At 57.9% G+C, this 24,119-nt stretch carries 21 protein-coding genes and 1 riboswitch; of the genes, 1 reads left to right on the forward strand and 20 read right to left on the reverse strand.

What is annotated here, in order from left to right:
* Window positions 1–28: 28 nt before the first annotated feature.
* The 10 genes from AXE86_RS00625 to AXE86_RS12535 form a co-directional block, all read right to left on the reverse strand.
* Complete coding sequence (locus AXE86_RS00625) at window positions 29–961, reverse strand: dihydroorotate dehydrogenase (protein ID WP_061943547.1); 933 nt, start codon at window positions 959–961, stop codon at window positions 29–31.
* A complete protein-coding gene (locus tag AXE86_RS00630; protein ID WP_061943549.1) occupies window positions 951–1,736 on the reverse strand; it encodes a dihydroorotate dehydrogenase electron transfer subunit in 786 nt (261 codons plus the stop codon). The genes AXE86_RS00625 and AXE86_RS00630 overlap by 11 nt, the downstream gene beginning before the upstream one ends.
* On the reverse strand, window positions 1,708–4,935 hold the full coding sequence (gene carB, locus AXE86_RS00635; RefSeq protein ID WP_061943552.1) for a carbamoyl-phosphate synthase large subunit: 3,228 nt from the start codon (window positions 4,933–4,935) through the stop codon (window positions 1,708–1,710). The genes AXE86_RS00630 and carB overlap by 29 nt, the downstream gene beginning before the upstream one ends.
* Before the next feature lie 4 nt (window positions 4,936–4,939).
* On the reverse strand, window positions 4,940–6,013 hold the full coding sequence (carA, locus tag AXE86_RS00640; RefSeq protein WP_061943555.1) for a glutamine-hydrolyzing carbamoyl-phosphate synthase small subunit: 1,074 nt from the start codon (window positions 6,011–6,013) through the stop codon (window positions 4,940–4,942).
* Window positions 6,010–7,302 carry a dihydroorotase gene (locus AXE86_RS00645; protein ID WP_061943558.1) on the reverse strand — a complete coding sequence of 431 codons (1,293 nt, stop codon included), beginning with the start codon at window positions 7,300–7,302 and terminating at the stop codon, window positions 6,010–6,012. The genes carA and AXE86_RS00645 overlap by 4 nt, the downstream gene beginning before the upstream one ends.
* The gene (locus AXE86_RS00650; RefSeq protein ID WP_061943561.1) at window positions 7,303–8,250 is read right to left on the reverse strand and encodes an aspartate carbamoyltransferase catalytic subunit; all 948 of its coding nucleotides are present in this window, start codon (window positions 8,248–8,250) and stop codon (window positions 7,303–7,305) included.
* Between the two features lie 283 nt (window positions 8,251–8,533).
* Complete coding sequence (locus tag AXE86_RS00655; protein WP_061943564.1) at window positions 8,534–9,934, reverse strand: MATE family efflux transporter; 1,401 nt, start codon at window positions 9,932–9,934, stop codon at window positions 8,534–8,536.
* Between the two features lie 27 nt (window positions 9,935–9,961).
* Complete coding sequence (locus AXE86_RS00660; protein ID WP_061943567.1) at window positions 9,962–11,254, reverse strand: nitrogenase component 1; 1,293 nt, start codon at window positions 11,252–11,254, stop codon at window positions 9,962–9,964.
* The gene (locus AXE86_RS00665; RefSeq protein ID WP_061943570.1) at window positions 11,247–12,554 is read right to left on the reverse strand and encodes a nitrogenase component 1; all 1,308 of its coding nucleotides are present in this window, start codon (window positions 12,552–12,554) and stop codon (window positions 11,247–11,249) included. The genes AXE86_RS00660 and AXE86_RS00665 overlap by 8 nt, the downstream gene beginning before the upstream one ends.
* A complete protein-coding gene (locus AXE86_RS12535) occupies window positions 12,544–12,714 on the reverse strand; it encodes a hypothetical protein (RefSeq protein WP_232294891.1) in 171 nt (56 codons plus the stop codon). Before AXE86_RS12535 ends, AXE86_RS00665 begins: the two co-directional genes overlap by 11 nt.
* Before the next feature lie 187 nt (window positions 12,715–12,901).
* Here AXE86_RS12535 and AXE86_RS00670 point away from each other — a divergent pair, with 187 nt between their 5' ends.
* Window positions 12,902–13,837: an aldo/keto reductase gene (locus AXE86_RS00670; protein ID WP_232294892.1), complete on the forward strand. Its 936-nt coding sequence runs from the start codon at window positions 12,902–12,904 to the stop codon at window positions 13,835–13,837.
* A 77-nt stretch (window positions 13,838–13,914) separates the two neighbouring features.
* On the opposite strand, the gene AXE86_RS00675 is transcribed toward AXE86_RS00670, so the two are convergent.
* From AXE86_RS00675 to AXE86_RS00715, 10 genes are all read right to left on the reverse strand, one after another.
* Window positions 13,915–14,685 (reverse strand): ABC transporter ATP-binding protein, encoded by a 771-nt coding sequence (locus tag AXE86_RS00675; protein ID WP_061943576.1) that lies wholly within the window; start codon window positions 14,683–14,685, stop codon window positions 13,915–13,917.
* On the reverse strand, window positions 14,682–15,677 hold the full coding sequence (locus tag AXE86_RS00680; RefSeq protein WP_232294893.1) for a FecCD family ABC transporter permease: 996 nt from the start codon (window positions 15,675–15,677) through the stop codon (window positions 14,682–14,684). The genes AXE86_RS00675 and AXE86_RS00680 overlap by 4 nt, the downstream gene beginning before the upstream one ends.
* Before the next feature lie 20 nt (window positions 15,678–15,697).
* On the reverse strand, window positions 15,698–16,579 hold the full coding sequence (locus AXE86_RS00685) for an ABC transporter substrate-binding protein (protein ID WP_232294937.1): 882 nt from the start codon (window positions 16,577–16,579) through the stop codon (window positions 15,698–15,700).
* 21 nt (window positions 16,580–16,600) lie between these two features.
* On the reverse strand, window positions 16,601–16,798 hold the full coding sequence (locus AXE86_RS12960) for a hypothetical protein (RefSeq protein WP_232294894.1): 198 nt from the start codon (window positions 16,796–16,798) through the stop codon (window positions 16,601–16,603).
* Between the two features lie 102 nt (window positions 16,799–16,900).
* Entirely contained in the window at window positions 16,901–17,959 is a 1,059-nt protein-coding gene (locus AXE86_RS00690) for an ABC transporter substrate-binding protein (protein ID WP_232294895.1), read from the reverse strand.
* Between the two features lie 87 nt (window positions 17,960–18,046).
* On the reverse strand, window positions 18,047–18,832 hold the full coding sequence (locus AXE86_RS00695; RefSeq protein ID WP_061943582.1) for an ABC transporter ATP-binding protein: 786 nt from the start codon (window positions 18,830–18,832) through the stop codon (window positions 18,047–18,049).
* Window positions 18,832–19,836, reverse strand: a complete 1,005-nt coding sequence (locus AXE86_RS00700; RefSeq protein WP_061943585.1) for a FecCD family ABC transporter permease — start codon at window positions 19,834–19,836, stop codon at window positions 18,832–18,834. The genes AXE86_RS00695 and AXE86_RS00700 overlap by 1 nt, the downstream gene beginning before the upstream one ends.
* 82 nt (window positions 19,837–19,918) lie before the next feature.
* A riboswitch (molybdenum cofactor riboswitch) is annotated at window positions 19,919–20,074 on the reverse strand.
* 165 nt (window positions 20,075–20,239) lie between these two features.
* Window positions 20,240–22,210 carry a TonB-dependent receptor plug domain-containing protein gene (locus AXE86_RS00705; RefSeq protein ID WP_061943588.1) on the reverse strand — a complete coding sequence of 657 codons (1,971 nt, stop codon included), beginning with the start codon at window positions 22,208–22,210 and terminating at the stop codon, window positions 20,240–20,242.
* A gap of 82 nt (window positions 22,211–22,292) precedes the next feature.
* Entirely contained in the window at window positions 22,293–23,240 is a 948-nt protein-coding gene (locus AXE86_RS00710; protein ID WP_061943591.1) for an ABC transporter substrate-binding protein, read from the reverse strand.
* Window positions 23,233–24,102 carry an ABC transporter ATP-binding protein gene (locus AXE86_RS00715; RefSeq protein ID WP_232294896.1) on the reverse strand — a complete coding sequence of 290 codons (870 nt, stop codon included), beginning with the start codon at window positions 24,100–24,102 and terminating at the stop codon, window positions 23,233–23,235. The genes AXE86_RS00710 and AXE86_RS00715 overlap by 8 nt, the downstream gene beginning before the upstream one ends.
* Window positions 24,103–24,119: the final 17 nt, after the last annotated feature.

The following is a 24,119-nucleotide window of genomic DNA, read 5'->3' on the forward strand; positions in this document are numbered from 1 at the left end:
TCTAAAAATTATTGGAAAAACACATCGATTACCATGCTTTTCCGACAATTTCCTGTATATTCGATAGCTGTTTATCGTGCAGATACTGTCCAAGACCGTCACAGATTTTCATCGTAATCTCGGGATCAGCAAAGTTCGCCGTGCCGACAGCGACGGCAGACGCTCCCGCGAGAAAGAACTCCACCGCATCCTGCCACGAGGCAATCCCGCCCATACCGATCACGGGAACACGGACAGCATGAGCCACCTCCCACACCATACGGACGGCAACCGGCTTCACGGCAGGGCCGGAAAGTCCGCCCGTCCGATTGCCGAGAACAGGCTGCCAGCGGTGTATATCAATCTGCATCCCGATGAGCGTATTGATGAGCGATATGGCATCCGCCCCCGCATCTTCTACAGCGAGAGCCATCTCCGTGATGCTGGTCACGTTCGGAGACAGCTTGGCGATGACGGGATGCGTGCTCTCCGCGCAGACCGCACGCACGACCTCTGCCGCCGCACGCGGATCCGTGCCAAAGACAATCCCGCCCTCCCTGACGTTCGGACAGGAGATGTTGACTTCGAGCGCCGCGACACCCGTGACATTTAGCCGTGCGGCGAGTGCCGCATAGTCCTCCACGGAGCTGCCTGAGATATTGACAATGACGTTCATGCCATAGTCTGCGATGCGCGGCAGTGTTTCATGGAGGAATACGTCTGCCCCGGGGTTCTCGAGGCCGATGCAGTTGAGCATCCCCTGCGGCGTCTCCGCAATCCGTACCCCGTCATTTCCACGTCGCGGGAGGAGCGTCGTCCCCTTGACCATCACGCCACCGAGACGCGCGAGATCGACAAAGTCCGCGAACTCTTCGCCGAAGCCGAATGTCCCGGACGCCGCAAGCACAGGCGTCCGCATCGCAATGCCTGCGACATTGGTGCAGAGCAGCACGTCATACCGCGTCGCAGCGCTATGAGGCATTTCCGTACACCTCCTCGGCAGAGAACACGGGGCCGTCCTTACAGACCTTGCGGCGTCCGCTGCGCGTATCCACGGCACAGGAAAGACACGCCCCGAGGCCGCACGCCATGCGGCGCTCCAACGACACCTCACAGGGCAGCCCAAAGGACGCCGCCATCTGAGCGACGCACTCCATCATGATCGGCGGGCCGCAGACGGCGACAGCATCATAGTCCCCCTCCTGCAAAAGCTCCGGCAGAAGCGTTGTCACAAAGCCCTCCGTCCCGTATGAACCGTCATCCGTCGTCGCGTGAACGGCGCGGACATGGGGGCGGAAAAGCTCCTTCCAGAAGAGCTCCGCCTTCGTCCGCCCGCCCATCAGCACGGAGGAGCTGCCATGCGCCGCCGCGAAAAAGAGAAGGGGCGTCAGCCCCATCCCTCCGCCAACAAGCAGCGGATGTCGATACGTGACGTTAAAGCCATGTCCCAGAGGGCCGAGTACAGAGATCGTCTCTCCCGCGTCCGCCGCAGCGAGGAGCTCTGTCCCACGCCCGATAACGCGATAGATGAGGCGAATCTCCCCTTCCTCCGCAGAGGTCTCCGCGATGCCGAGCGGACGCCGCAGGAGTGCTCCGCCATGCGGAACAGCGACCTCAACGAACTGTCCCGGCCGTGCACTGCGGGCAATCGTCGGAGCAGAAAGCGTCAGATCATAGACCCCCGCCATCGGACTCCGCTGATGCAGAACGCGGGCATCCTCACATACCTTAGGCAAGATCATCCCCTCCGCCGACATAGTCCTGCAGTGCAAGCGCATAGACGAGGCGCCGCTTCTGCATAAACTCGAGGACGCGGAGCACCTCCCAAGCCGTATCGAGCGAGGTGAGGCATGCAATCCCATGCTCGACCGTCGCGCGGCGAATCTTAAAGCCGTCGCGTGCCGAGTGCTTCCCCTGCGTTAACGTGTTGATGACCATGCTGATGCGCCCGCTCTTGATCATCTCGATGATGTCCGTGCTGCGCTCATGCACCTTGCCGACGATCTCAACGTCAATGCCGAGCGACGCGATGACTTTCGCCGTCCCCTCCGTCGCCGCGATCTCAAAATCGAACTCAGAGAACGCCTTTGCAAGCTGCTTGAGCTCGTCCTTATCTTTATCCGCCACCGTAAAGAGCAGGCACCCCTTAGTCGGCACATTGAGCCCCGACCCGACAATCGCCTTGTAGAGCGCACGGGCATAGTGATAGTCAATGCCCATGACCTCACCCGTGGACTTCATCTCAGGGCCAAGCGAGATATCGACATCCGTCATCTTGGCAAAGGAGAACACAGGGGCTTTGACAGCGACGTAGGGACGCGGCGGAACGAGCCCCGAGTGGAAGCCAAGTTTCTTCAGCGTATGCCCCATCGCAACCTGCGTTGCAACGCGAACCATATTGACGTTCGTGATCTTCGAGAGGAATGGAACGGTACGGCTCGAACGCGGATTCACCTCGATGATGAACACCTCGTCATGCACCACGACAAATTGAATGTTGAGCAGGCCTTTGACATGCAGGGCAACGGCAAGGCGCTTCGTATAGTCGATGATCGTGTAGATCACGCGTGCAGACAGCGTCTGCGGCGGATAGACCGCGATACTGTCCCCCGAGTGGACGCCGGCGCGCTCGATGTGCTCCATGATGCCCGGAATCACAACATCCACACCATCGGAAATGGCATCAACCTCGACCTCGGTGCCCTGCATATAGCGATCCACGAGCACGGGATGATCCGGCGTCACCTTGACGGCACGGCTCATATAGTCGCGCAGCTCATCCTCATTGTAGACGATCTCCATCGCACGGCCGCCGAGGACATAGGAGGGGCGAACCATGACGGGATAGCCGATGCGCGCCGCACCTGTGACAGCATCGTCGAGATTCGTCACGCTGATGCCTTCAGGACGTGAAATCTCCGTCTCTGTCAGCACCTCTTCGAATCGCTCACGATCCTCGGAGCGGTCAATATCGTCAACGGACGTGCCATAGACATGCAGGCCGGCGCGTTCAAGTTCAGCCGCGAGGTTGATGGCCGTCTGTCCGCCGAACTGGACAATGATGCCGTCCGGTTTCTCCTTGTCGGCAATGTTCAGCACATCCTCCACCGTCAGCGGCTCGAAGTAGAGACGGTCGGAGATGTCGAAGTCCGTACTGACCGTCTCCGGATTGTTGTTGATGATGATGGCTTCGATGCCCATCTCGCGCAGCGCCCACACGGAATGCACCGAGCAATAGTCAAACTCCACACCCTGACCAATGCGGATCGGCCCCGAGCCGAGCACAATCACCTTTTTCTTGTTCGATACGGCGACCTCGTCCTCCGTCCCGCGGAAGGTAGAATAGTAGTACGGCGTCATCGCCTCGAACTCAGCAGCACAGGTATCCACCATCTTATAGCACGGCAGAATATTGTTGCTGCGGCGCATCGTGCGGATCTCATCGCGCGTCTTATGCGCGATCTCGGCGATGGAAACATCGGCGAGACCGACCCACTTTGCAGCGGCGAGAAGCTCCGGCGTGAGCGGCTCCTCCGCAAGCTGACGCTCAACATCGGCGATATGCTTCAGCTTATGGATGAACCACTTGTCCACCTTTGTGATGCGCGAGATGTCGTCCACGGACAGCTTGCCGCGGCGCAGCACCTCCGCCATGACAAAGATGCGCTCATCGTTGATGAGGGCAAGCTGTTTTTCCAGACGTTCATCATCCCAGTCGGCAAAACGTTCCAGATAGAGACGGTTCACGCCGATCTCGAGGGAACGAGCCGCCTTGAGAATGGCGCCCTCAAAACTGCGGTCAATGGACATGACCTCGCCCGTCGCCTTCATCTGCGTGCCGAGCGTATGATCCGCGTAGACGAATTTGTCGAACGGCCAGCGCGGGAACTTCACCACACAGTAGTCAATGGCAGGCTCGAAGCAGGCCTTTGTCTTCTTCGTGACCGAGTTGACGATCTCATCCAGCGTATAGCCGATGGCGATCTTCGACGATACCTTGGCAATCGGGTAGCCCGTTGCCTTTGACGCGAGCGCCGAGGAACGGCTGACACGCGGGTTCACCTCGATGACGTAGTACTGATCGCTCTTCGTATCGAGCGCGTACTGTGCGTTGCAGCCGCCCTCAATGCCGAGCTCGCGGATGATCCGCAGACTGGCACTGCGCAGCATCTGATACTCGTGATCGGTCAGTGTCTGTGCGGGCGCAACAACGATACTGTCTCCCGTATGAACACCGACAGGGTCAAAATTCTCCATACTGCAGACGGTAATGCAGTTGTCGTTCCCGTCACGGATGACTTCGAACTCGATCTCCTTCCAGCCCGCGACACTGCGCTCGATGAGCACCTGCCCGATCATGGAGTAGTTCAGCCCCTTGATGACGATGGCAATGAGTTCTTCCTCATTCTCAGCAATGCCGCCGCCCGTACCTCCCATGGTATAGGCAGGGCGAACGATGACAGGGTAGCCGATCGTGTTGGCAAAATCCACAGCTGCGTGGACATCCTCGACAATCAGGCTCTCGGGGATTGGCTCCCCGAGTTTCTCCATTGTCTCCTTAAAGCGCTCACGATCCTCCGCCTTCTCGATGGCATCAAGAGACGTGCCGAGGAGCTCCACACCGTACTCCGCCAGGATGCCCTTCTCCGCAAGCTGAACGGCAAGGTTTAGCCCCGCCTGTCCGCCGAGCGTGGCGAGAAGACCATCTGGCTTCTCCTTGGCAATAATCTCCGTCAGGAACTCCACCGTCAGCGGCTCGATGTAAACACGGTCGGCGATATTGGTGTCCGTCATGATGGTGGCGGGATTGCTGTTGACGAGGACGACCTCCAGCCCGTCTTCCTTCAATGCACGGCAGGCCTGTGAGCCGGCATAGTCAAACTCTGCGGCTTGCCCGATAATGATGGGGCCGGAGCCGATCACCATGACTTTATTGAGATTTTCCTTACGCGGCATCCTCTCACTCCCCCTTCATCAGTGCCCAGAACTCATCAAAGAGATACATGTTATCGTCGGGTCCCGGCGCGGCCTCGGGATGATACTGCACCGAGAAGATTGGCAGCGACGTGTGCCGCAGTCCCTCGACGGTATCATCGTTGACGTTCGTATGCGTAATGACGAGCGGTGTCCCCTCAAGCGAGGCGGGGTCAACCGCATAGCCGTGATTCTGCGCCGAGATATGCACGCGGTTCATCCGCAGATTCTTGACAGGCTGATTGCCGCCGCGATGGCCAAACTTCATCTTATAAGTCTTTGCGCCAAAGGCGAGCGCGAGCAGCTGATGCCCGAGGCAGATGCCGAAGATCGGCTTCTTTCCCGCCATCTTCTGAATCTCCGCGACGATCTCAGGCACATCCTGCGGGTCTCCCGGTCCGTTGGACAGAAAGATGCCGTCGGGATTCAGCGCAAGCACCTCCTCGGCACTCGTATACGCAGGCAGTACCGTGATCTTCGCACCAAGGCGGTTGATATTTTCCAAAATGCTGCGCTTGACACCGAAGTCCAGCGCGGCAATATGCGGCGCGTCCTCCTGATCCGTCTCCATGACATAGACTTCGGGCGTTGTAACCATCGCCACGAGATCGCGCGGCAGCTCCTCCGCCTGCAGTGCAGCGATCTCATCCGGCTCCGTGCCGTCGGGGACGATCACGCCCTTCATCGAGCCCGCAGCGCGGATATGTCGCGTCACTGCTCGCGTGTCTACGTTATAAAGGCACGGAACCTTGCTCTGCGTGAGAAAGTCAATCAAGCTCTTCTCAGACTGCCAATTATTCGGTGCATCGCAGAGCTCACCGATGACAAAGCCGCGCACAAAGGGGCGGCGGGACTGCATAAATTTCTCTGCCGTACCATAGTTCCCAATCAGCGGGTAGGTCATCGTGAGAATCTGTCCGCAGAACGACGGGTCGGTCAGACTTTCCTGATACCCCGTCATGGTCGTCGTAAAGACAACCTCCCCCACCGTCTTTGCGCTGCCGTCCAGAAGCTCTCCCGCATAGGACGAACCGTCCTCCAAAATCAGTTTTCCTCTCATATTGTTATGACTCCGCCCTTCATTACAATATTCCCGTCCACGACCGTCAGCACAGCCTTTCCTCGAAGTTCCCGTCCGACAAACGGCGAGTGACTTCCCCGCGTGTAGAACTTTTTCTCGTCCACCGTCCATACACAGTTCGGATCAATGACTGTCACATCCGCCGGTGCCCCCTCGCGCAGCGTCCCTGCATCGAGATGAAAGACGCGCGCAGGCGCATAGGTCATACGCTCGATCAGCGTCTCGAGCGGGAGCCTCCCCGTGTGGACCAGCTCCGTCATGAGCACGCCGAGTGCCGTCTCAAGCCCAGGGAAGCCGCTCGGCGCATAGATGTACTCGCGATCCTTCTCCTCACGTGCGTGCGGTGAATGATCCGTTACGACCATATCAATCGTTCCATCGAGCAGACCCGCCAGCATGGCCGCTGTGTCTTTTTCCGTCCGCAGCGGCGGATTGACCTTTGTCGAGCTATCCGTTGGATCGACGCAGTCCTCCGTCATCGTGAGATGATGCGGGGTGACCTCTGTCGTCACGTGCACACCGCGCGCCTTCGCCTCGCGTACCAGCTGGACGGCACGCGCCGAGCTGATGTGAGCGACATGGACATGCGCACCCGCATACTCGGCGAGCATGATGTCGCGCGCCACGGCAATATCCTCGGCGACAATCGGACGCCCCTTGATGCCGAGCATCGCACTGCGATGCCCCTCATTCATGGCTCCCTCCTCTACGAGAGAGGTATCTTCCTCATGATTGATGATTGCCTTATCAAACGGCGCAAGATAGTCGTATGCACTGAGGAGAACCTTTGCCGACGGATCGAAGTGACCATCGTCTGAGAAGGCGACCGCTCCCGCCTCAACCATATCGCCGAGCTCCGCCAGCTCCTTGCCCTCCTGGTTCTTCGTCACGGCACCGATGATGCGGATGTGCATGACCGCCGTCTCTTCGGCGCGCTTCTGCAGACTCGTCACCAGTGCCGCCGTATCGACGACAGGGCGCGTGTTCGGCATCGTCGCAATCGTCGTATATCCCCCTGCCGCTGCGGCGCGCGAGCCGGAAGCAAAATCCTCCTTTGCCTCCTGACCGGGCTCGCGGAAATGCGTGTGCATATCGATCAGACCGGGCACAACGACCTTTCCCACAGCATCGTAAATCTCCGCGCCGTCGGCGGAAAGATTTGCGCCAACGGCGCGGATCACACCGTCCTCGACGAGGACATCGGCAACTTCATTTCGTTTGGAGGCGGGATCAATCACCCGTCCCCCTTTCAGCAGCAACGCACGCATTCAGGCCTTCCCTCCCATCAGTACCAGTGTAAAGAGCGCCATCCGTACGGCGACCCCGTTTTTAACCTCCTCCTGGATCCGAGACTGTACGCCGTAGGCGACGGACTCGGAGATCTCCCATCCCTTATTCATCGGGCCGGGATGCAGCACGAGAGCATCCTCCTTCGCCAGTGCGAGCCGCTCCTCACTGAGCCCGTAGATGCGCGCGTACTCACGCGTCGACGGGAACAGCCCGCCCTTCATGCGCTCGAGCTGTATGCGCAGCACCTCGACTACGTCAGCCCCCTCAAGAGCATCCTCCACGCGGTCATGGATCGTGACGCCCTCCTCCTCACACAGAAAGCGCGGCAGGAGGGTGCGCGGTCCCGCGATATGGACATCCATCCCCATCTTTCGCATGCCCTGAATGTCAGAACGCGCCACACGGCTGTGCAGAACATCACCGAGAATGGCAACCTTCAGCCCTGCGAGTTTCCCCTTGTTTTCCTCAATCGTATAGAGATTAAGCAGCCCCTGTGAGGGATGCGCATGCGCGCCGTCCCCCGCATTGATGATGACGGGAGAGACCGCCTTGGCGGCGTAGGCAGCTGCGCCCTCAGCTTTATGCCGCATGACAATGGCATCCACGCCCATCGCCTCGATCGTATAAAGCGTGTCGCGCAGGCTCTCCCCCTTCACGATGCTCGATGCGCTCGCCGTGATGTTCACCACATCGGCGCCCAGATACTTTCCCGCCAGTTCAAATGACGTCCGCGTCCGCGTGCTCGGCTCATAAAAAAGCGTCACAATCGCCTTCCCGCGCAGTGCGGGCACCTTCTTGATGTCACGCCCGACGATATTCTTCATCTCGCGTGCCGTACTGAGAACCAGACGGATCTCCTCGGCGGAAAAATCCTCCAGACCGAGCACATCCCGTCCTTTGAGCGACAACTCCTGTCCCATGTGCATCCCCTTTCAACAAAAAAGCCTTCTCACGCCGAAAGAAAGGCATAAGAAAGCTTTGCATCCAAAATAAACTCGAATGACCGCGTCGAATATTTCATTGAAAACTCCCTTAAGGCCTCACAGGACCTCTTAAAAGGCAATATAGAGAAGAGTGCATCAGCACTCACTTTCTTTTTTATCATTATACGAGGTCATGACAAAAAAAGCAATGGAAAAATCGCGGGGGGCATTGTGTTCTTAGATTGTAAACGCAATCCCCAAAACACAGTAATCGCATACGATACTTTTATCTCTGTTCCAGCACTTCCCCCCGCTCCATGCGTGTCAGCTGCTGCCAATGCCGGTACATCGTTGACATAGCGAGGACGAAGGCGAGGATCTCGGCGATGGGGCCCGCGTACAGCGCGCCGTCCAGCCCAAAGATGCGCGGCAGGAGGATGAGCAGCGGCAGGAGGAAGAGACCCTGCCGCGAGAGGGAGAGTGTGAGCCCCGTTCGCACGCTGCCGATCGCCGTGAAATAGTTGACGGTGAGCGGCTGGACGCCGCTGATGCAGACCATCATCAGATAGATGCGCAGATATTTTTCGGCAAAGTCAAAATAGAGCTCCGACCCGCCGCCGAAGATGGCGGTGATTTGGCGTGGAAAGAGCTGAAAGACCAAAAAAATCGCTATACTTAAAAGCAACGCAAAAACAAGCCCCTTGCGATAGGTCTCCTTGATGCGCCCGTAGTTCTCCGCCCCCATATTAAAGCTGAAGATCGGCTGACACCCCTGCGCCAGGCCGACGGTAAAGGCGATCAGCACACTGTTGAGTTTCGTGACAATCCCCGCCACAGCGAGCGGAATATCCGCACCGTAGACGCTCGCCGCACCGTAGTGCGTGAGGATATTGTTGAGCGTAATGCCGACGGTCATCATGATGATCTGATTCAAAAAGTTCGACAGCCCCAGTTTGGCGATACGGAGCATCTCATGCCTCCGCATCCGCAGCATGGAGCGCACGATCAGAAACGCCTGAAAGCGGGAAAAATAACGAATACATACGAGGAATGAGACGATCTGCGCCATGACGGTAGCGAGCGCCGCCCCCTCCATTCCCCAGCCGAATCCGAGCATGAAGAGTGCATCCAGCAAAATGTTCAGAACGGCTCCGCTGACCATACACCGCATCGCATAGGACGGCGCGCCATCCGCGCGGATGAGCATACTGTTCGCCGTGAAAAAGAGGAGAAACGGCAGTCCGCATGCCGTAATTCCGAGGTAACGCTGTGCATACGGCAGAACGTTCTCCGTCGCTCCGCAGAGCAGGAGCACAGGTGTCTGGAAGATGAAAATAAGACCGCCGAGCAGGATACCGAGCACGGCGGACATGACGAGCCCCGTGCCGACGTAGCTGCGTGCGGCGTCCTGCGCCTTTTCCCCCATAAAGAGGTTGAAATTTGCCGCCGTCCCGATGCCCACGAGCTGCGCCAGTCCCGTGGAGAGAATCACGATGGGAAAGGCGGTATTCGTCGCGGCATTTCCCAAGATGCCGACCGTATGCCCGATGAAGATCTGATCCGTGATGTTGTAAATCGTATTGACGAGCATACTGACGATGGCGGGCAGGGCAAACTTTCGAATCAATCCGCCCACGGGCGCAATGGCAAGCGGATTCTCCTTTGGTGTCACAATGGATTCCGTCATAATGCTCTCCTGACTAGCGCGGTATCGTCATTGGTTCTTCCATGCGCGGACAGACAGTTCACGCCGCAGGACGCTCCCGTTCCAAAGCGCGTCCTCCATACAGCGTGCGCCGCGCAGCCCCATAAAGGGAAGATCGGAGAGCAGCAGGCGATCCACAACAGGATAGGCGACGGGCAGATAGAGCATTCGGCGAGGGTCGGCGTACACGGACTCGCTGCTGCTGCCCATGAGCAGCCCGTGCTCCATCGCCGCGAGGAGTTCCTGCGCCCGCGCCGTATCCGTCTCCGCCAGCCGCTCATCGGCGATTGCTACACCAGCCTCATCTGCTCGTAATACTGCTGCAACAGCAAGGTGGCGTACATCCGCCCACTCTGTACGCAGTGCCTGCGCCATCCCCCACGCCGTCGTACGCGGCGCACGAATGAGCACTGTATCAAAGCACAGCTCTCCCCACGTATTCTTGAGATCATTAATCCGCAGGAAATCCCTGCGCTCCGCCGCATGGATCTCCGCCATCGCCGCCGCCATCTGCGGAGGCGGCAGTACGGCACAGATCTCCTCCAGCCATCGCCGCGTTCCTGCTCGTCCGTAGGGAGGCAGCGGAGCAATATAGGGCATACCGCAGCGTTCCTCGAGGTACTCTGCCGCCGCCAATCCGAGCTCGTCATGCACGACGATGTTCAGCTCCGCCTGAGCGAGAGAATCGACATCCTCGGGGCGCATGCCGCAGCCGAATACATGGCGGACTTCATAGCCTGCCCTCGTCAAGAGGCACACGAGTTCCCGTGCATCGTTCTCCCCGTTGTAGTAGGAGGAGGTCATGCCGATGAGGTTGACGCCCCGGCGCACGGATGGCTCCGTCGCCCGAAGCAGCACTTCAAGCGCCGCACAGGAAGCGCGCCGCCATCCATCCGCAAAGCTCCCGATCAGTCCGCCGCTGTCAAGGGAAACAATGGGACAGGTCACCCCTGCGGCACGTACAATCGCGCCGACATCGTCACCGATTAGGCTCGCCGAACTGCCGCTGATGACAGCAAGCAGCGCAGGCGGATACGCAATATACGGCTGAAGCACCTCGCGCAGATACGCCTCTGCACCGAACACAATCGCATCGTTATCGAGCTGTGTGCATTGCATTCCATGCGAGATATCGCTCTGCGTCTGTTCGATATGCCGTTGTGTAAAGAGATAGCACCAGAGCGGCCCATTGACGATGACCGCACAGCCCTTCATACCGGCAAAGAACGCCGCCGCCCCCGTCAGCGCGCAGCTCTCCATCCACATGGACATATCGTCAAAACTGAGATTGCCATCATCCATAGATCAGCCCTCCCCTCTCAATATGCCGATAGAGTACGTGCTCCATATCCTCAATCAGCTGGCGCTCCATCGCCCAGCCGACCGTGGGCAGCTTGCCGAGCAGAATCTGACGCAGCTGCACATCCACGAGTTCATGTGTCGTAAAGGCAAAATCCACTGCGTGCAGCAGCTCCTCGCTTGTGGGATCGTCTGCGTCGAGAATCGGCGCGTCGGTACATTGGTGCAGTCCGTCCTCTACCCCCGTCCGCTGTTCGGCAGTAAAAAGATCGAGGAGGATGATGCCCGCGAGATGCACTCCTGCCTTTTCGATCAGCCGCAGGAGGATCTCTGGCTGCAGCCAGTGCAGTTCCCGCCCGACGACGAGCACGGTGCGCCGCCCGTTGAGCATCTCCCGCGCACGGACGAGCACGCGATCAAATGCCTTTTTCTCGCGCTCTATGACCTTCTCTGCCGCTGCCGTACGCCCACAGCATGCCGCGATGGCGCGCAGCCAATGCGCAGTCTCCTCCGCACCGCCCGCAAATGCATCGGCAAAGTACGGCGTGCCAAAACGCGCATGGATCTCCTGTGCAAAGGAAATCAGCATTTCCTGTTTCTCATCCGACATCGCACTCCCGAGCACAACAAGCAGCTCTGCCTCCGGCACCGCCTGCATCTCATCGAGCGGCATATAGGTTGGGAACTGCCCCGCAAGATGCAGCCCGATCCCTTCGAGCAGCCGCTTCAGCTCCTGCACATAGGCACTGTAGAGCCCGCCGCAGTCACCGAGGAACACGACCGTCCCCCTGCGCGTCTCCTTGGGCTGCTGCATAAAGCGTTCCACCAGCACACGGCCAACGGACAGGTAGCCATCGAAGGACACATCATCCAAAAAGCCGCCCGTCGGAATGGCGATGATGGGCAGACCGAGCTCCGCCTCCATCCCCTCCGCCGCTGCACGCGTATCATCTCCGATGATGCCGCTCACGCACGATCCGCCGATAAAGACCGCTCGCGGATGATACTTCTCTGCAGCATAACGCACGCACGCGCGCAGGCGCTCCACCGCACCGAACACCGCATCGTTCTCGCCGATTCCGCTCGTGAGAAGCGGCACGGGCGACGGCGGCGCATACGTCTCCGCCCCGACCATACGATGAAACGTCCCGACATCCTTTTCGCGCACGACATGAGCACAGGAACGCGGACTGTGAAAGATCACCAACGCGCCGCGCGCGTACGACAGCGCCCACCAGACGGCAGGCATACTGCAACTGCACTGGGCACGCCGCACACCGGCGCGCTTTACCTCAATCCCCATACTGCTCCACCCTGTCCTCCAGCTCCTCGAACGTCATCGGCGTCGGTACCCTGAATTGTTCGTTCCGATCAATGTCCTCCGCCAGCTTTCGACAGCTCTGCGCCTGTGCGGAGTCAGGAGCATAGGCGATAAGCGTCTGCCAGAACGCAATTTGTTTCAAACTCATCTCTCCTTATTGTATTTTCATATAGAATACCACAACGGCGCGGAAATTTCTGTGCGTTTTGCGCCATCCGCCCATGGATATAATGCTCTGCCGTTTTGCCGAACACCGACAATTTATGATATACTATCGATAGAACAACACAGAGAAAGGATTCAGCACAATGGGAATGGGAGGACTCACAATGACAAAAATGCCAAAGATCGCACTCGGCACATGGGCATGGGGCAACGACGGCACGTTCGGCGCGGCATACACGGAGGATCAGCTGCGCCCCGTCTTTGATTTCGCCATGCAGCATGGACTGACCCTCTGGGACACGGCTTATGCATACGGGAACGGCACAGCGGAGAAGACACTCGGCGTATTTCTCAAGGGGCATGCACGCGACTCCTTCCTCCTCTCGGATAAGCTCACACCGCAGTGCATGGATGAGTCATCCGCCAGTCCAGTCGCGGATATGTGGACCATGCAGAAAAAGCAGCTCGGCACAGACAGCATCGACATCTACTGGGTGCACAACGCAATCGAGGCACCACAGTGGATCAAGCACCTTGCCGCATTCTTCGAGAAAGCGGAACACGCGCCCATCATCGGCATATCGAACCACAACATGGGACAGATCGAGGAAGCAGATACCATTCTCCAACATCATGGACTGAAACTCGGCGCGGTACAGAACCACTTCAGCCTGATCAACCGCTCCTCCGAGGAGGCCGGAATCCTTGACTACTGCCGCAAGAAGGATATCCCCTTTTTCTCCTACATGGTGCTCGAACAGGGCGCGCTCACAGGTCACTACAGCACGTTGTATCCGATGCCGGCGGACGCGGCGCGCGCAGCAATCTACAACCCGATCATGGACAAGATCGACACACTGAACCTCTCGCTAAAACTGCTCGCAGACAAGTACAAGGCGAACATCGCCCAGATCTCCATTGCATGGGCGATCGGCAAGGGTACGGTTCCCATCATCGGCGTGACCAAGGAACATCACGTCACTGATGCACTGCGCGCGACGGAGATCACACTCACCGCCGAGGAGATCACCCTCCTCGAGAACACGGCGGACAAGCTTGACTTTGACATCATCCGCGACTGGGAAAAAGAGATGGTGTAGATCAGCACAAATGCAAAAAGGCTGCGGTACGAAGTGTATCCCCGTACCGCAGCCTTTTTGCATTCCAAATCATTTCCTCAGGCAATATCTCCGCCGACGCAGACCGTTCTCGTGCCGATCTGCCCGGTATGAACGGGCAGTCCGTAGAGTGCGCTCATGCCCGCCTCGTCGATGACCTCCGCCGCCGCACCGTGCTTCCAGAGGGTCTTATCCTTCAGCACGAGCGTCTCCGCCGAGAGGTAAAGCGCGTGATCGGGGAAGTGCGTCGTCATCAGGATGCCGATGCCCTGCGCATGAAGTCGTTGCACAAGATGGAGGAAGCGGTGCGCGTTGCCGAAGTCGAGGTGTGCTGTCGGCTCGTCGAGGATGAGGAGCTCAGGGCTTTGCGTGAGCGCCGCCGCGAGCAGGACGAGCTGACGCTCGCCGCCCGAGATGTTCGTATAGGGCTGCTCCGCGAGATGCGCGATGCCAAGAAAGTGCAGATGATGCAGGGCAAGCTCCGCCTCGCGTTCCCCTGGCGAACCGAAGTAGCGCATGTGCGCTGTGCGCCCCATCATGACGACATCGAGCACACGGAAGGGAAAGGTCGGCGTGTGGTTCTGCGGGATGTAGGCGATCTTTCGCGCAAGTTCCCGCTGCCCATACGCACCGCGCTCCTTCCCATCGAGGAGCACGCGCCCTGTACCGCCATGCTCGCTCACAATACATTTCAGCAGGGTGCTCTTGCCCGTGCCGTTCTTTCCGAGAATGCAGTAAATCCCCGTGCCCGCGAGGGAGAATGTCACATCCTCCAAGATTGTGCGCCGCGCATCGTAGGAAAAGCCCAGCTGCTCTACGTCCAGTCTCACCAGCGCACCTTCTTTCGCAGGATGAAGTAAATGAAGATCGGAATACTCACAATCCCCGTAATGACACCAATGGGGATTTCAAGTGCCGTCAGCGTGCGGCAGAGATCGTCGATCACGAGCAGATAGACGATGCCGAGCGATGCGGACACTGGCATCAGCCGCCGAAAATCGGGGCCGACGATCATACGTGCGAGATGCGGGATGACGATGCCGACCCAGCCGATGATACCGGAGATACTGACGACAAGCGCAGTGACGAGGGTCGCGGCGAGAATGATGACGGCGCGGTCACGCCGGACGGCAACGCCCATCGACTGCGCCTCCTGCTCGCCCATGCTGAGGATGTTGATGCGCCAGCGATAGAGGAACAGCAGCGTGAGTGCCGCAAGATACGCGGGCAGGATGAGCAGCAGCCCATCGAACTTGACACTTGCAAGCGAGCCCATGAGCCAGTAGACGATCTGCGGCAGCTTCTCCTGCGGATCGGCGGTGAATTTTAAGAGTGCGACGAGCGAGGAAAAGAATGCGCTCACAAGCATGCCCGAGAGAATCATCGTGACAGATGCGCCGCGCTTTCGTCCCGCGAGGAGGAACGTCAGCCCCACGGACACGATGCCGAACACGAGTGCCGCCATCTGCACGCCCGCCGCCGGCAGAGACAGCACGATCGCAAGTGCCGCGCCGAATCCCGCGCCGTTTGATACGCCGAGCGTATAGGGGCTCGCGAGCGGGTTGCCGAAAAGTGCCTGAAAGACACCGCCCGCAACGGCAAGCCCGCAGCCCGCAACGACCGCGCCGAGGATACGCGGCAGGCGCACATCATAGATCATCGAAACCTCCATCGCGGTCACGTCGGGCGGCAGCACGCCCGTGAAGTCCGCAAGGAGAATCTGGTAGACGTGCGTCGCCGAGATATGATATGCGCCGAGTGTCAACGAGTAGAGGATGCACGCCAAAGGGAGCAGGACGAAAAGAGCGTCCTGCCCCCCCATGACGTATTTACTTACGCGCGTCATTTCCGCACGATGCCGCCTGCGACCTTGCCCGTGAACGGCACGCCGTAGAACGTCTCATAGAACTTCTTCGCGCGCTCCATGACCACGTCTGCGCTCACCTTGTCCGGATAGAACATATGTGCAAGCCAGAGCTCACCGAGCGCGACCGAGTCCGCATCGGGGTTGCCCCACGGCTTTGCCCAGTACGGTGCTTCGATTACATTCCCGTTCTGTACGGCACGCAGCTGTGCGTAGGCAGGATCTGTCGTCAGTTCCTTGTAGATCTCGGGATAGCGATCCTGAGAGATAATGACCTCGGGATTCCACTTCGCGAGCGACTCAACGTTATACTCGCCATTTCCTTGGATATCCTTCGCCGCAGGGTTCACGCCGCCCGCACGCAGGAGCATGCAGCCGACGTACTTGTCGTTGCCGTAGACCATGTGCTTGCTGCTGACGGGGATTGCCGTCACACGCTCCGCGTCGGGAATACTGCCAACCGCCTTCTCGACGATGGCGCGGCTCTCCTCGGCAAATGCCCAGAGTTCCTTTGCCTTCGCATCACGACCCGTGAGATGCCCCAGAATCTCAATCGCACCGCGCAGCCCATCCGTATATGCCTTGTCTGCGTTCGACAGGCGCGGGTTCTGCGCCTCCGCCTGCTTGCCCTCGCCGCGCAGCGAGATGACCGCGACGGGAATGCCCATCTCGCGCAGCTTCGCGGCCGATGCCTGATCGGACTGCGAGGCGACAATGACGATGTCGGGCTTCAGCTTTGCGATCTCCTCGATGTTCGGCTGCGTGAGCGTGCCCGGCGTCGGCAGCTCCTTGATCGCCGGCCAGATGTCCGCGATGTAGTCACCAAGGTCACGCTGCCACGTCGACTCGACGCCGACGATCTTGTCCTGCCCGCCGAGCTGTCAGATGATGTCAAGCGAGTGATGCTGCAGGACAACCATGCGCTCCACAGGGGCTTTGACCGTCACCTCATTGCCTGCCTGATCGGTGAACGTGTAACTCTCCCCTGCAGACGCCTTCTGTTCCACCGCCTGCTTTGCTTCTTGACCGCAGCCGACGAACAGCGTCATTGCCACGATGACGGCGAGAAGTGTCGTCAATACGCGAGGAAAAATACTGTCATACCTCTTCATTCGTATCCCTTTCCAAAAACTACAGAGTTGTGCCATTGACACGTCTTTCTCATACAGGAGAAAAGCAAGTCAGTTCTTGGCAGGCGCCTCGCCCTTGATGATGCGCTGTGCATCCGCCTCGCTCAGGTCATAGTGAAGGAACTGCTTGTAGAAATTCACCGTCTCCTTCACGAGATCGACATTGGCAAAGAGCTGCGGCTGGATGGTCTGTGCCGCCCAGAGGAGCTGCAGTGCGGACTCGGCACTGTAGCGATCCCAGTTGAACGTACCGACGGGGTTCGCATAGATGCGCCCGTTCTTGACCGCCTTGAGGCTCGACCACTGCGGATCGTTCTTGATTGCCTCGATCCCCTTCGCCGACTGCGTGCCGCCGATGATGATGATGTCGGGATCCGCCTTGAGGACTTCCTCGATGGTGGTCTTGATCTGCGGACCTTTCGCCGTGATGGCATTCCTGCCGCCACCGTAGCGAATCCACTCGTCAATGATGGTCTCCACGCCGTCCACCTTGAAGAGGTCATCGCCGCCGACAATGTGGAGCACGACGGGGCGGTCGGCATCGCTGAGCTTCTTCGTGCGCTCATCCGTGAACTTCGTCTTCTCGTCGAGGTAGGAGAGGTACGTCTCTGCGTTCTTCGGCGCGTCGCCGCCGAGCACATCGCCCGTGATCTTCACAACCTTGCGCAGCCCGTCATAGGTCGCAAAGTTGACACGCACCGCCGTATAGCCGTTCTTGCGTGCCGTCTCGATCTGCTCCTTGCTGCTTGCAAGCACGACCTGCGGCTTCTCCTTCTCAACCTCTTCCCAGTTCACATCCGTGCCCTTGACCGGCGCGGAGATCTCCGCGATACGCGGATAGACCTGCGCGAACCATGGGAGCCCCTGCACATTCTTCGTCGTTGTGACGAGCTTATCCGCGCCGCCGAGAAGCAGCACAACCTGATTGTTCGCGTGCCAGAGGTCGGCGATGCGCTCCACGTTCGCGGGAATCGTGACCTCCGTGCCGTCGATGTCCGTGACCGTGCGCGTCGCGTCCTGCTTGCCCTGCGCGGCGTTCTCCGTCCCGCAGCCTGCCAGTGCCATGACCATCATAACGAGGGCCAGCAGCGCAATGAGATTTTTCTTCATACCATCCACCCTTTCATAGAGATGTTGTTTATTTTAAAGCAGAGCAGCTCCCACGGAAAACGCCGAGAGACATACACTGCGGATTTCCTACAGCCGTGGGATCACACAGACCGTACGCTGCACATTGTCGCTGTGGAAAAGGCTCAGCTTCGTCCCGTACAGCTCCTCCAGATGCGATGCCCGCACCTCGTCCACGGATTCGTAAAAATCCATATGCGTGCCGAAACAGAGCGCGACGCGGCTGTTCAGCAGCAGTGCCTGCTCGGGCAGATGCGTTGTAAAGACGACACCGTAGCCCTTTGCACGCAAGCTATCGATGGTCTGCAGGACGAGCACCTGATTGCGCACGTCAAGTGCTGCCGTCGGCTCGTCCATAAGGATCAGCCTCGTATTTTGAAGCAGTGCGCGTCCGATGGCGACCAGCTGCCGCTGCCCGCCGCTGAGCTCCCTGCACTGGCGGTCGCGAATGTGTGCAATGCCGAGCTCCTCGAGAATCGCATACGTCTGCGCATAGTCCGCCTTGCTCGGCGCGGAGAACATCCCTGTGCGCACCGTCGCGCCGAAGGACACATAGTCACGCACCGTAAACGAACTCTCCGCGCTGATGATCTGCGGCACAAACGCGATCTCCCGCGCGCGCTCACGCGGCGACATCGCATAGATGTTCTGCCCGTTCGTATAGATGCGTCCCTGCGTCAGCTCCTGAAATCCCATCAGGCACGCGAGGAGCGTTGACTTGCCGACACCGTTGCGCCCGAGGAGCGCGAGCACCTCACCGCCCTTGATCGAAAACGAAATATGCTCGAAGATGTACGGCGCGTCCGTGCGATAGCGAAACGAACCGTCGTCGAGCCAAAGCATTGCGCGCTCCATCAGAAATACCTCCGCTGGCGGTAGAGAATCCACGCAAAGAACGGTGTGCCGACGAAGCCGCAGAGAATTCCGAGCGGCACCTCCGCAGAGGTCAGCGTACGCGCGAGGAGATCGGCGAGCATCAGGAAGGACGCGGCGAGTACCGCCGTTACGGGCAGGAGATGCGCGTGATTGCCGCCGACCAGCATTCGCGCCAGATGCGGCAGGATGAGACCGATCCAGCCAATCGTTCCGCTCAGGCACACCGCCGATGCTGTCAGCAGGGTTGCGAGCGCGATCACGGCAAGACGCTCGCGCTGCACATTCACGCCGAGACTCGCCGCCTCCTGATCCGAGAGCGACAGCACATTCATGCGCCAGCGCATTGCGATCAGCCCCGCAAGCGTGAGCAGGATAATCGGCGTCACGTAGGAGAGACTATCCCATGAGACCTTCGCGAGGCTGCCGAGCTGCCAATAGACAATATCTGCGAGCTCCGTATCGGGATCGGCGAGATACTTGAGGAGCCCGATCACCGCCGCCATAAATCCGGAGACGATAATGCCGCAGAGCACGAGCACAATGCGTGAGCGATTCTGCACGAGTTTCGGCAGCATGAGGGTCATCGTCACCGCCGCGATGCCGCCAAGAAATGCCGTGACCGCCGTGCCGCCGAGCGTCAGATGCGCGAGAATCGCAAGACACGCGCCCACGCTCGCGCCCTGCGAGACACCGAGCAGATCGGGCGAGACGAGATCGTTGCGAAAGACACCCTGATACGCTGCGCCCGACACGGCAAGCGAAATACCGACAAGAATCCCGCCGAGCACGCGCGGCAGACGAATCTCCATGATGACGTTATACATGGACGCATCCCATGTAATTGGCAGATTGATGAAATGCGATGCAAGAATTAATATCACCTGATCGAACGGGACGTAGAACCGCCCCACTGAAAGTGACACGATAAAAAACACTGCGGCAAGCACAAGCCCCACCGCCATCATACGAGGATACTGCCCCATAAAGTCCCTTCCCTATTCTTCAAAATCCCCAAAAGACAACAAAAAATCCCCGGAAATCCGGGGATTTGCACACAAAAAGAGCAGCCATCCCGCCGGTTTTCCTTTGCAATGCAGACAAAAGTCTGCGGGCAGGGAAGGACGTTTCCATACCTTCCCCCGTGATCTGCGGGATTCCGCGATCAGGCCGACGCACCATAGCATACGCCACAGGTACGGCGGCTCGAAAAACATAGCGCGTAAGAAAGCACTGATCTATTCGGCACAACCATCGATCTGGCACACCTCATCGTATCAGCGATTTCTCAAATTGTTCGCTTAGTATAACATGAGAATCGCATGAAGACAATGATAAAATTGACAGATGGCAGTGTTTTTGTCACAATGTGTGAATGCCCTTGTCTCATCAGAATGTCATGCGTACCCCCGTGCGCCAAATGCGCCCGTCGGAGGCAAGTGCATTGCTCGATTTGTCAAAAATATTGTCAATGCCGAGATAGGCACTAAAGCGGTCGCTGAACTTCTTGCGAATGACAAAATTCATAAGGCTGAGATTGGCATCACGCGATACAGAAGCCCTGCCGACTTGCTCTGAGTAGCGATAGCCGCTTGTCCAGTCATTCCACAGGATAGCATCAATCCCGTTTTTCGGGTTCTCATAGCTGAGCTGCAGGCTTGCCGTATGGCGGGCCCGCCCCTCCAGCCGCTTCCCTGTCGTGTCATCCCGCGCATCAAGATACGTGTATGTTCCGCGCAGAGAAAATCCCGCACCCAGAGGACGCCTAAGTTCCGCCTCGATGCCCTGCATCGTCGCACTCGATACGTTCTCATAGACGCCGTTTGCCAACATATGGAATGTCGGGAAAGGTACAGGTGTGAGCGTCGTATTGATATTGATCAGGTCATCGACCTTGTTGTGGAAATAGGTCAGTTTGCCAAAGTGCTTCCCTCGCTCTGCCTCAATGCCCAAATCAAAGTTGAGTGCCTTCTCGGGCTGTAGATTCGGATTGCCGTGGATATGTACCACCATCGCGGCATTGGGGGTATGCTGCCAGTCAAAGTAGAGCTCACTTGCAGTCGGAGCACGATATGCTGTCCCGACGTTTGCTTTGATGCGCGTATTCTTGCTGAGCTGATACGTCGTGCCGAGTTTTCCCGTCACCTCTGTACCAAACGTGTCGTTATAATCCCAACGAACAGAGGGAATCAGCAGCCATTTGGGACTGATGCACCACTCATCCTGCAGATAGAGCGCAGCATACTTCATCGTGCTGTCGCCAAGGTGATTGGTGGTGCCTTCTCGAACGAGCGTCCCCGCGCCTTGAATCCGTGTGCTCTCCATATCCTCCACACGATATTCGCCGCCAAAGGTCACCAGATGATTGTCGCCGAGCTGCACACTGCGTTTCCCGTCCAAAATATAGGAATTGAATTTCATCACGTCGAAGCTGGAAAGCGCGCTGGTAAGACGGTTTCGCGTATTCTGATCCTTGTTAAAATACGTATAATACGCCCGCAGGTCATAGCTTCCGCGTTTGTCTTCTCCGGACAGCGTTACCCCCGTAGAAATACGGTCATGATTGTAATCCGTTCCCTGCGTCGCCGAATCCTTCATATAGAGATTCTCACGCAGATAGTCGAGAAACACATCCACTCGTTTATTTTTTGTAAGTTCCATGCGTCCATCGATATTGAAGAAGTATTTATCCCCATACATATTGCTTGCCGCGTTCGTGCCGCGCTCATGGATATCCGTCATCTTAAAGCTCGACGAGAGCGCCCACTTCCCCCTCTTCTTTCGTTCCACGCGGATGCCGCCGTCTTTCTGCCGCGTTGTCCAGTCCGTCAAGACACTCACGCTGTCTTGCTTTGGTGTCTTTCGGATGATGTTGATGACGCCGCCAAGTGCATCCGCACCGTAAAGCGAGCTTGCTGCACCGCGCACGACCTCGATACGATCAACATCGTCCATATTGATGCGCTGCAGTTCATAGTAATTCGCCGTCTGACTCGTATCCTCGGTACGGATCCTTCGCCCATCGATGAGAATTAGTGTCTGGTTCGTACTAAGCCCGCGAATGGCAGACTGATTGCCGACCATCCCGTTCTCACGTATATCGATGCCAACAGCCAAACGGAGTGCCTGAGCAAGATTCTCCGCTCCCATCCGATCGATGTCTTTACGTGTAATGACCTCCGCAGAGGCAGGTGACTCTCTCAGCAGCTGTTCGGTACGCGATGCGGTGACAACGATGGGGTCTGTCTTGACCTGCAGCGAATCTGCATCTGCATCAGCTGCATAGGCCGGCAGGGAGAGCGCACTGAGTACGGCAGTGGTCAGCAAGGCATTTCTCTTTCTCATAAGTGAATGAATCATGTAGAAGCTCTCTTTCTAAAACAATTAATAACAAAACGACAACAGGGCAACGCGTACCGTGCTGGGCGATACAGCGCGTGTCCTAGTCCTCTGCATACATGGCATCTGCGAGCACCTGCAGCGCATCTGCCGCACGTATGCCCGGATTCACAGCAAAGAGGTCATACGGCAGGACGTAGACACGTCCTCTCTTTACGGCAGAAACATCTGCCCATGCAGGGTTTTCCTGCAGATCGTGACGCATCTTCGGCTCCAATGTTTCGGTCGGACCATGGACGATAATGAAGATAACATCGGGATTTTCCCGCGCGACAAACTCCATCGAAAGCGGTGCGTATGCACCGTCTTCCTCTGCCGCATCTGCGATATTGCCGCCGCCGAGCATGTTGATGAGTCCGCCGGTAAAACACCTTCCTGTCCCCATATTAAAGCTGTCCGGTGCGCCAAATACGAGCAGGCTTTTCGGTGGTGTTTTTCCCTTCACTTGCTGCTCTACTGCGGCCATTTTTTCCTGAAGTGAAGCGACTGCCTCCTCTGCCCTCTGCTCACTCCCTGTCAGACTGCCGTAAAATCTAAGCGCCTCATAGAGAGAGGGAACATCATCAAGAGCACGGATGTAAATGGGGACTCCTGCCTCACCGAGCGTCCCTTCAAGATCCGTATGAAAGGGCACATTGGTACCGATGACAAGATCCGGCTGTAGAGAAAGGATCTTCTCCAGATCCGGCTGATGAATGATGCCAACCTCTTCGGCAGAGGCCGTTGCCGCCTGAACCTCCTCTGAAAGTGCCTGAGATGTCGGTTTCCCAACAACAGCATCTGCACCTCCTGCCGCGACGAACAGATCCAGATTGGATGCGTTGAGGCATACAACACGCTTTGGATGGACAGGAATGGACACCTCGCGCCCCGTGCTGTCCGTCACCGTCAGTTCAGTCGGCTGCGACACCTCCTTTTCTTTCGGCCAGAGTGCGAATACGGCCGCAGCAATCATGCAGAGTGCTGCAAGAATGACGATGATTTTACGCATACAAAACCTCTCTCTTCTCCCGTGCTACGCACTGCGGAAAGCATAGCCGTGTGCGTTGCCCCGCAAACTCCATATCCCGCACGAGGCTATCAACGCCATAAAGATTACGCACCAGATCGCAGGTAAAAACGTCCTCCGGCACACCATCCGCCATCACACGGCCATCGGCGAGTGCAACGAGATGACTGCTGTAGCGCATGGCCTGATTGAGATCGTGGAGCACCATGATAACAGTGAGCCCAAGCGTATCGTGTAAACGTTCGACGAGTTCCATCAAAGCAAGCTGATGACAAACATCGAGATACGTTGTCGGCTCATCGAGCAGGAGAATCTCCGGCTGCTGTGCCAATGCCATGGCAAGCCGTACACGCTGCCGCTCACCGCCGGAGAGCGCGGTCAGCGGCCGCGCAGCAAAGGGCAGCAGTCCCGTCTGCCGAAGTGCTGATTCACTGGCTTCGGCATCTGTTTTGGAAAAACCATCCCAGAAGCCACGATGCGGCAAACGCCCCATACGTACGAGCTCCATCACGGTGATGTCGGCCGGCAAATCCGCACTTTGTGGAAGAAAGGCAATGCGTTGTGCAACTTTCCTCATAGGCTGTTCCCATATATCCTGACCTGCCAGTTCGATTCTGCCGCTGCGCAGCGGCAGAATCCGCGCAAGAGCCTTGAGCAGGGTCGATTTTCCTGAACCATTTGGCCCAATGATTGTGACGATCTCCGCACGATGTATGGTGAGGCTTACCCCGCGCACAATATCTGTCTTCCCATAGCCAAGCGTAAGCTCCTTTGCGGAAAGGATGACCTGCTCGCTAGTTCCCTTCTTCTCCCATTGATTCTGTTCCATCTCGCTGCACTCCATCTGCATAGCCTCCTCTC

The sequence above is a fragment of the Selenomonas sp. oral taxon 136 genome (assembly GCF_001554015.1).
GTDB lineage: Bacteria > Bacillota > Negativicutes > Selenomonadales > Selenomonadaceae > Centipeda > Centipeda felix.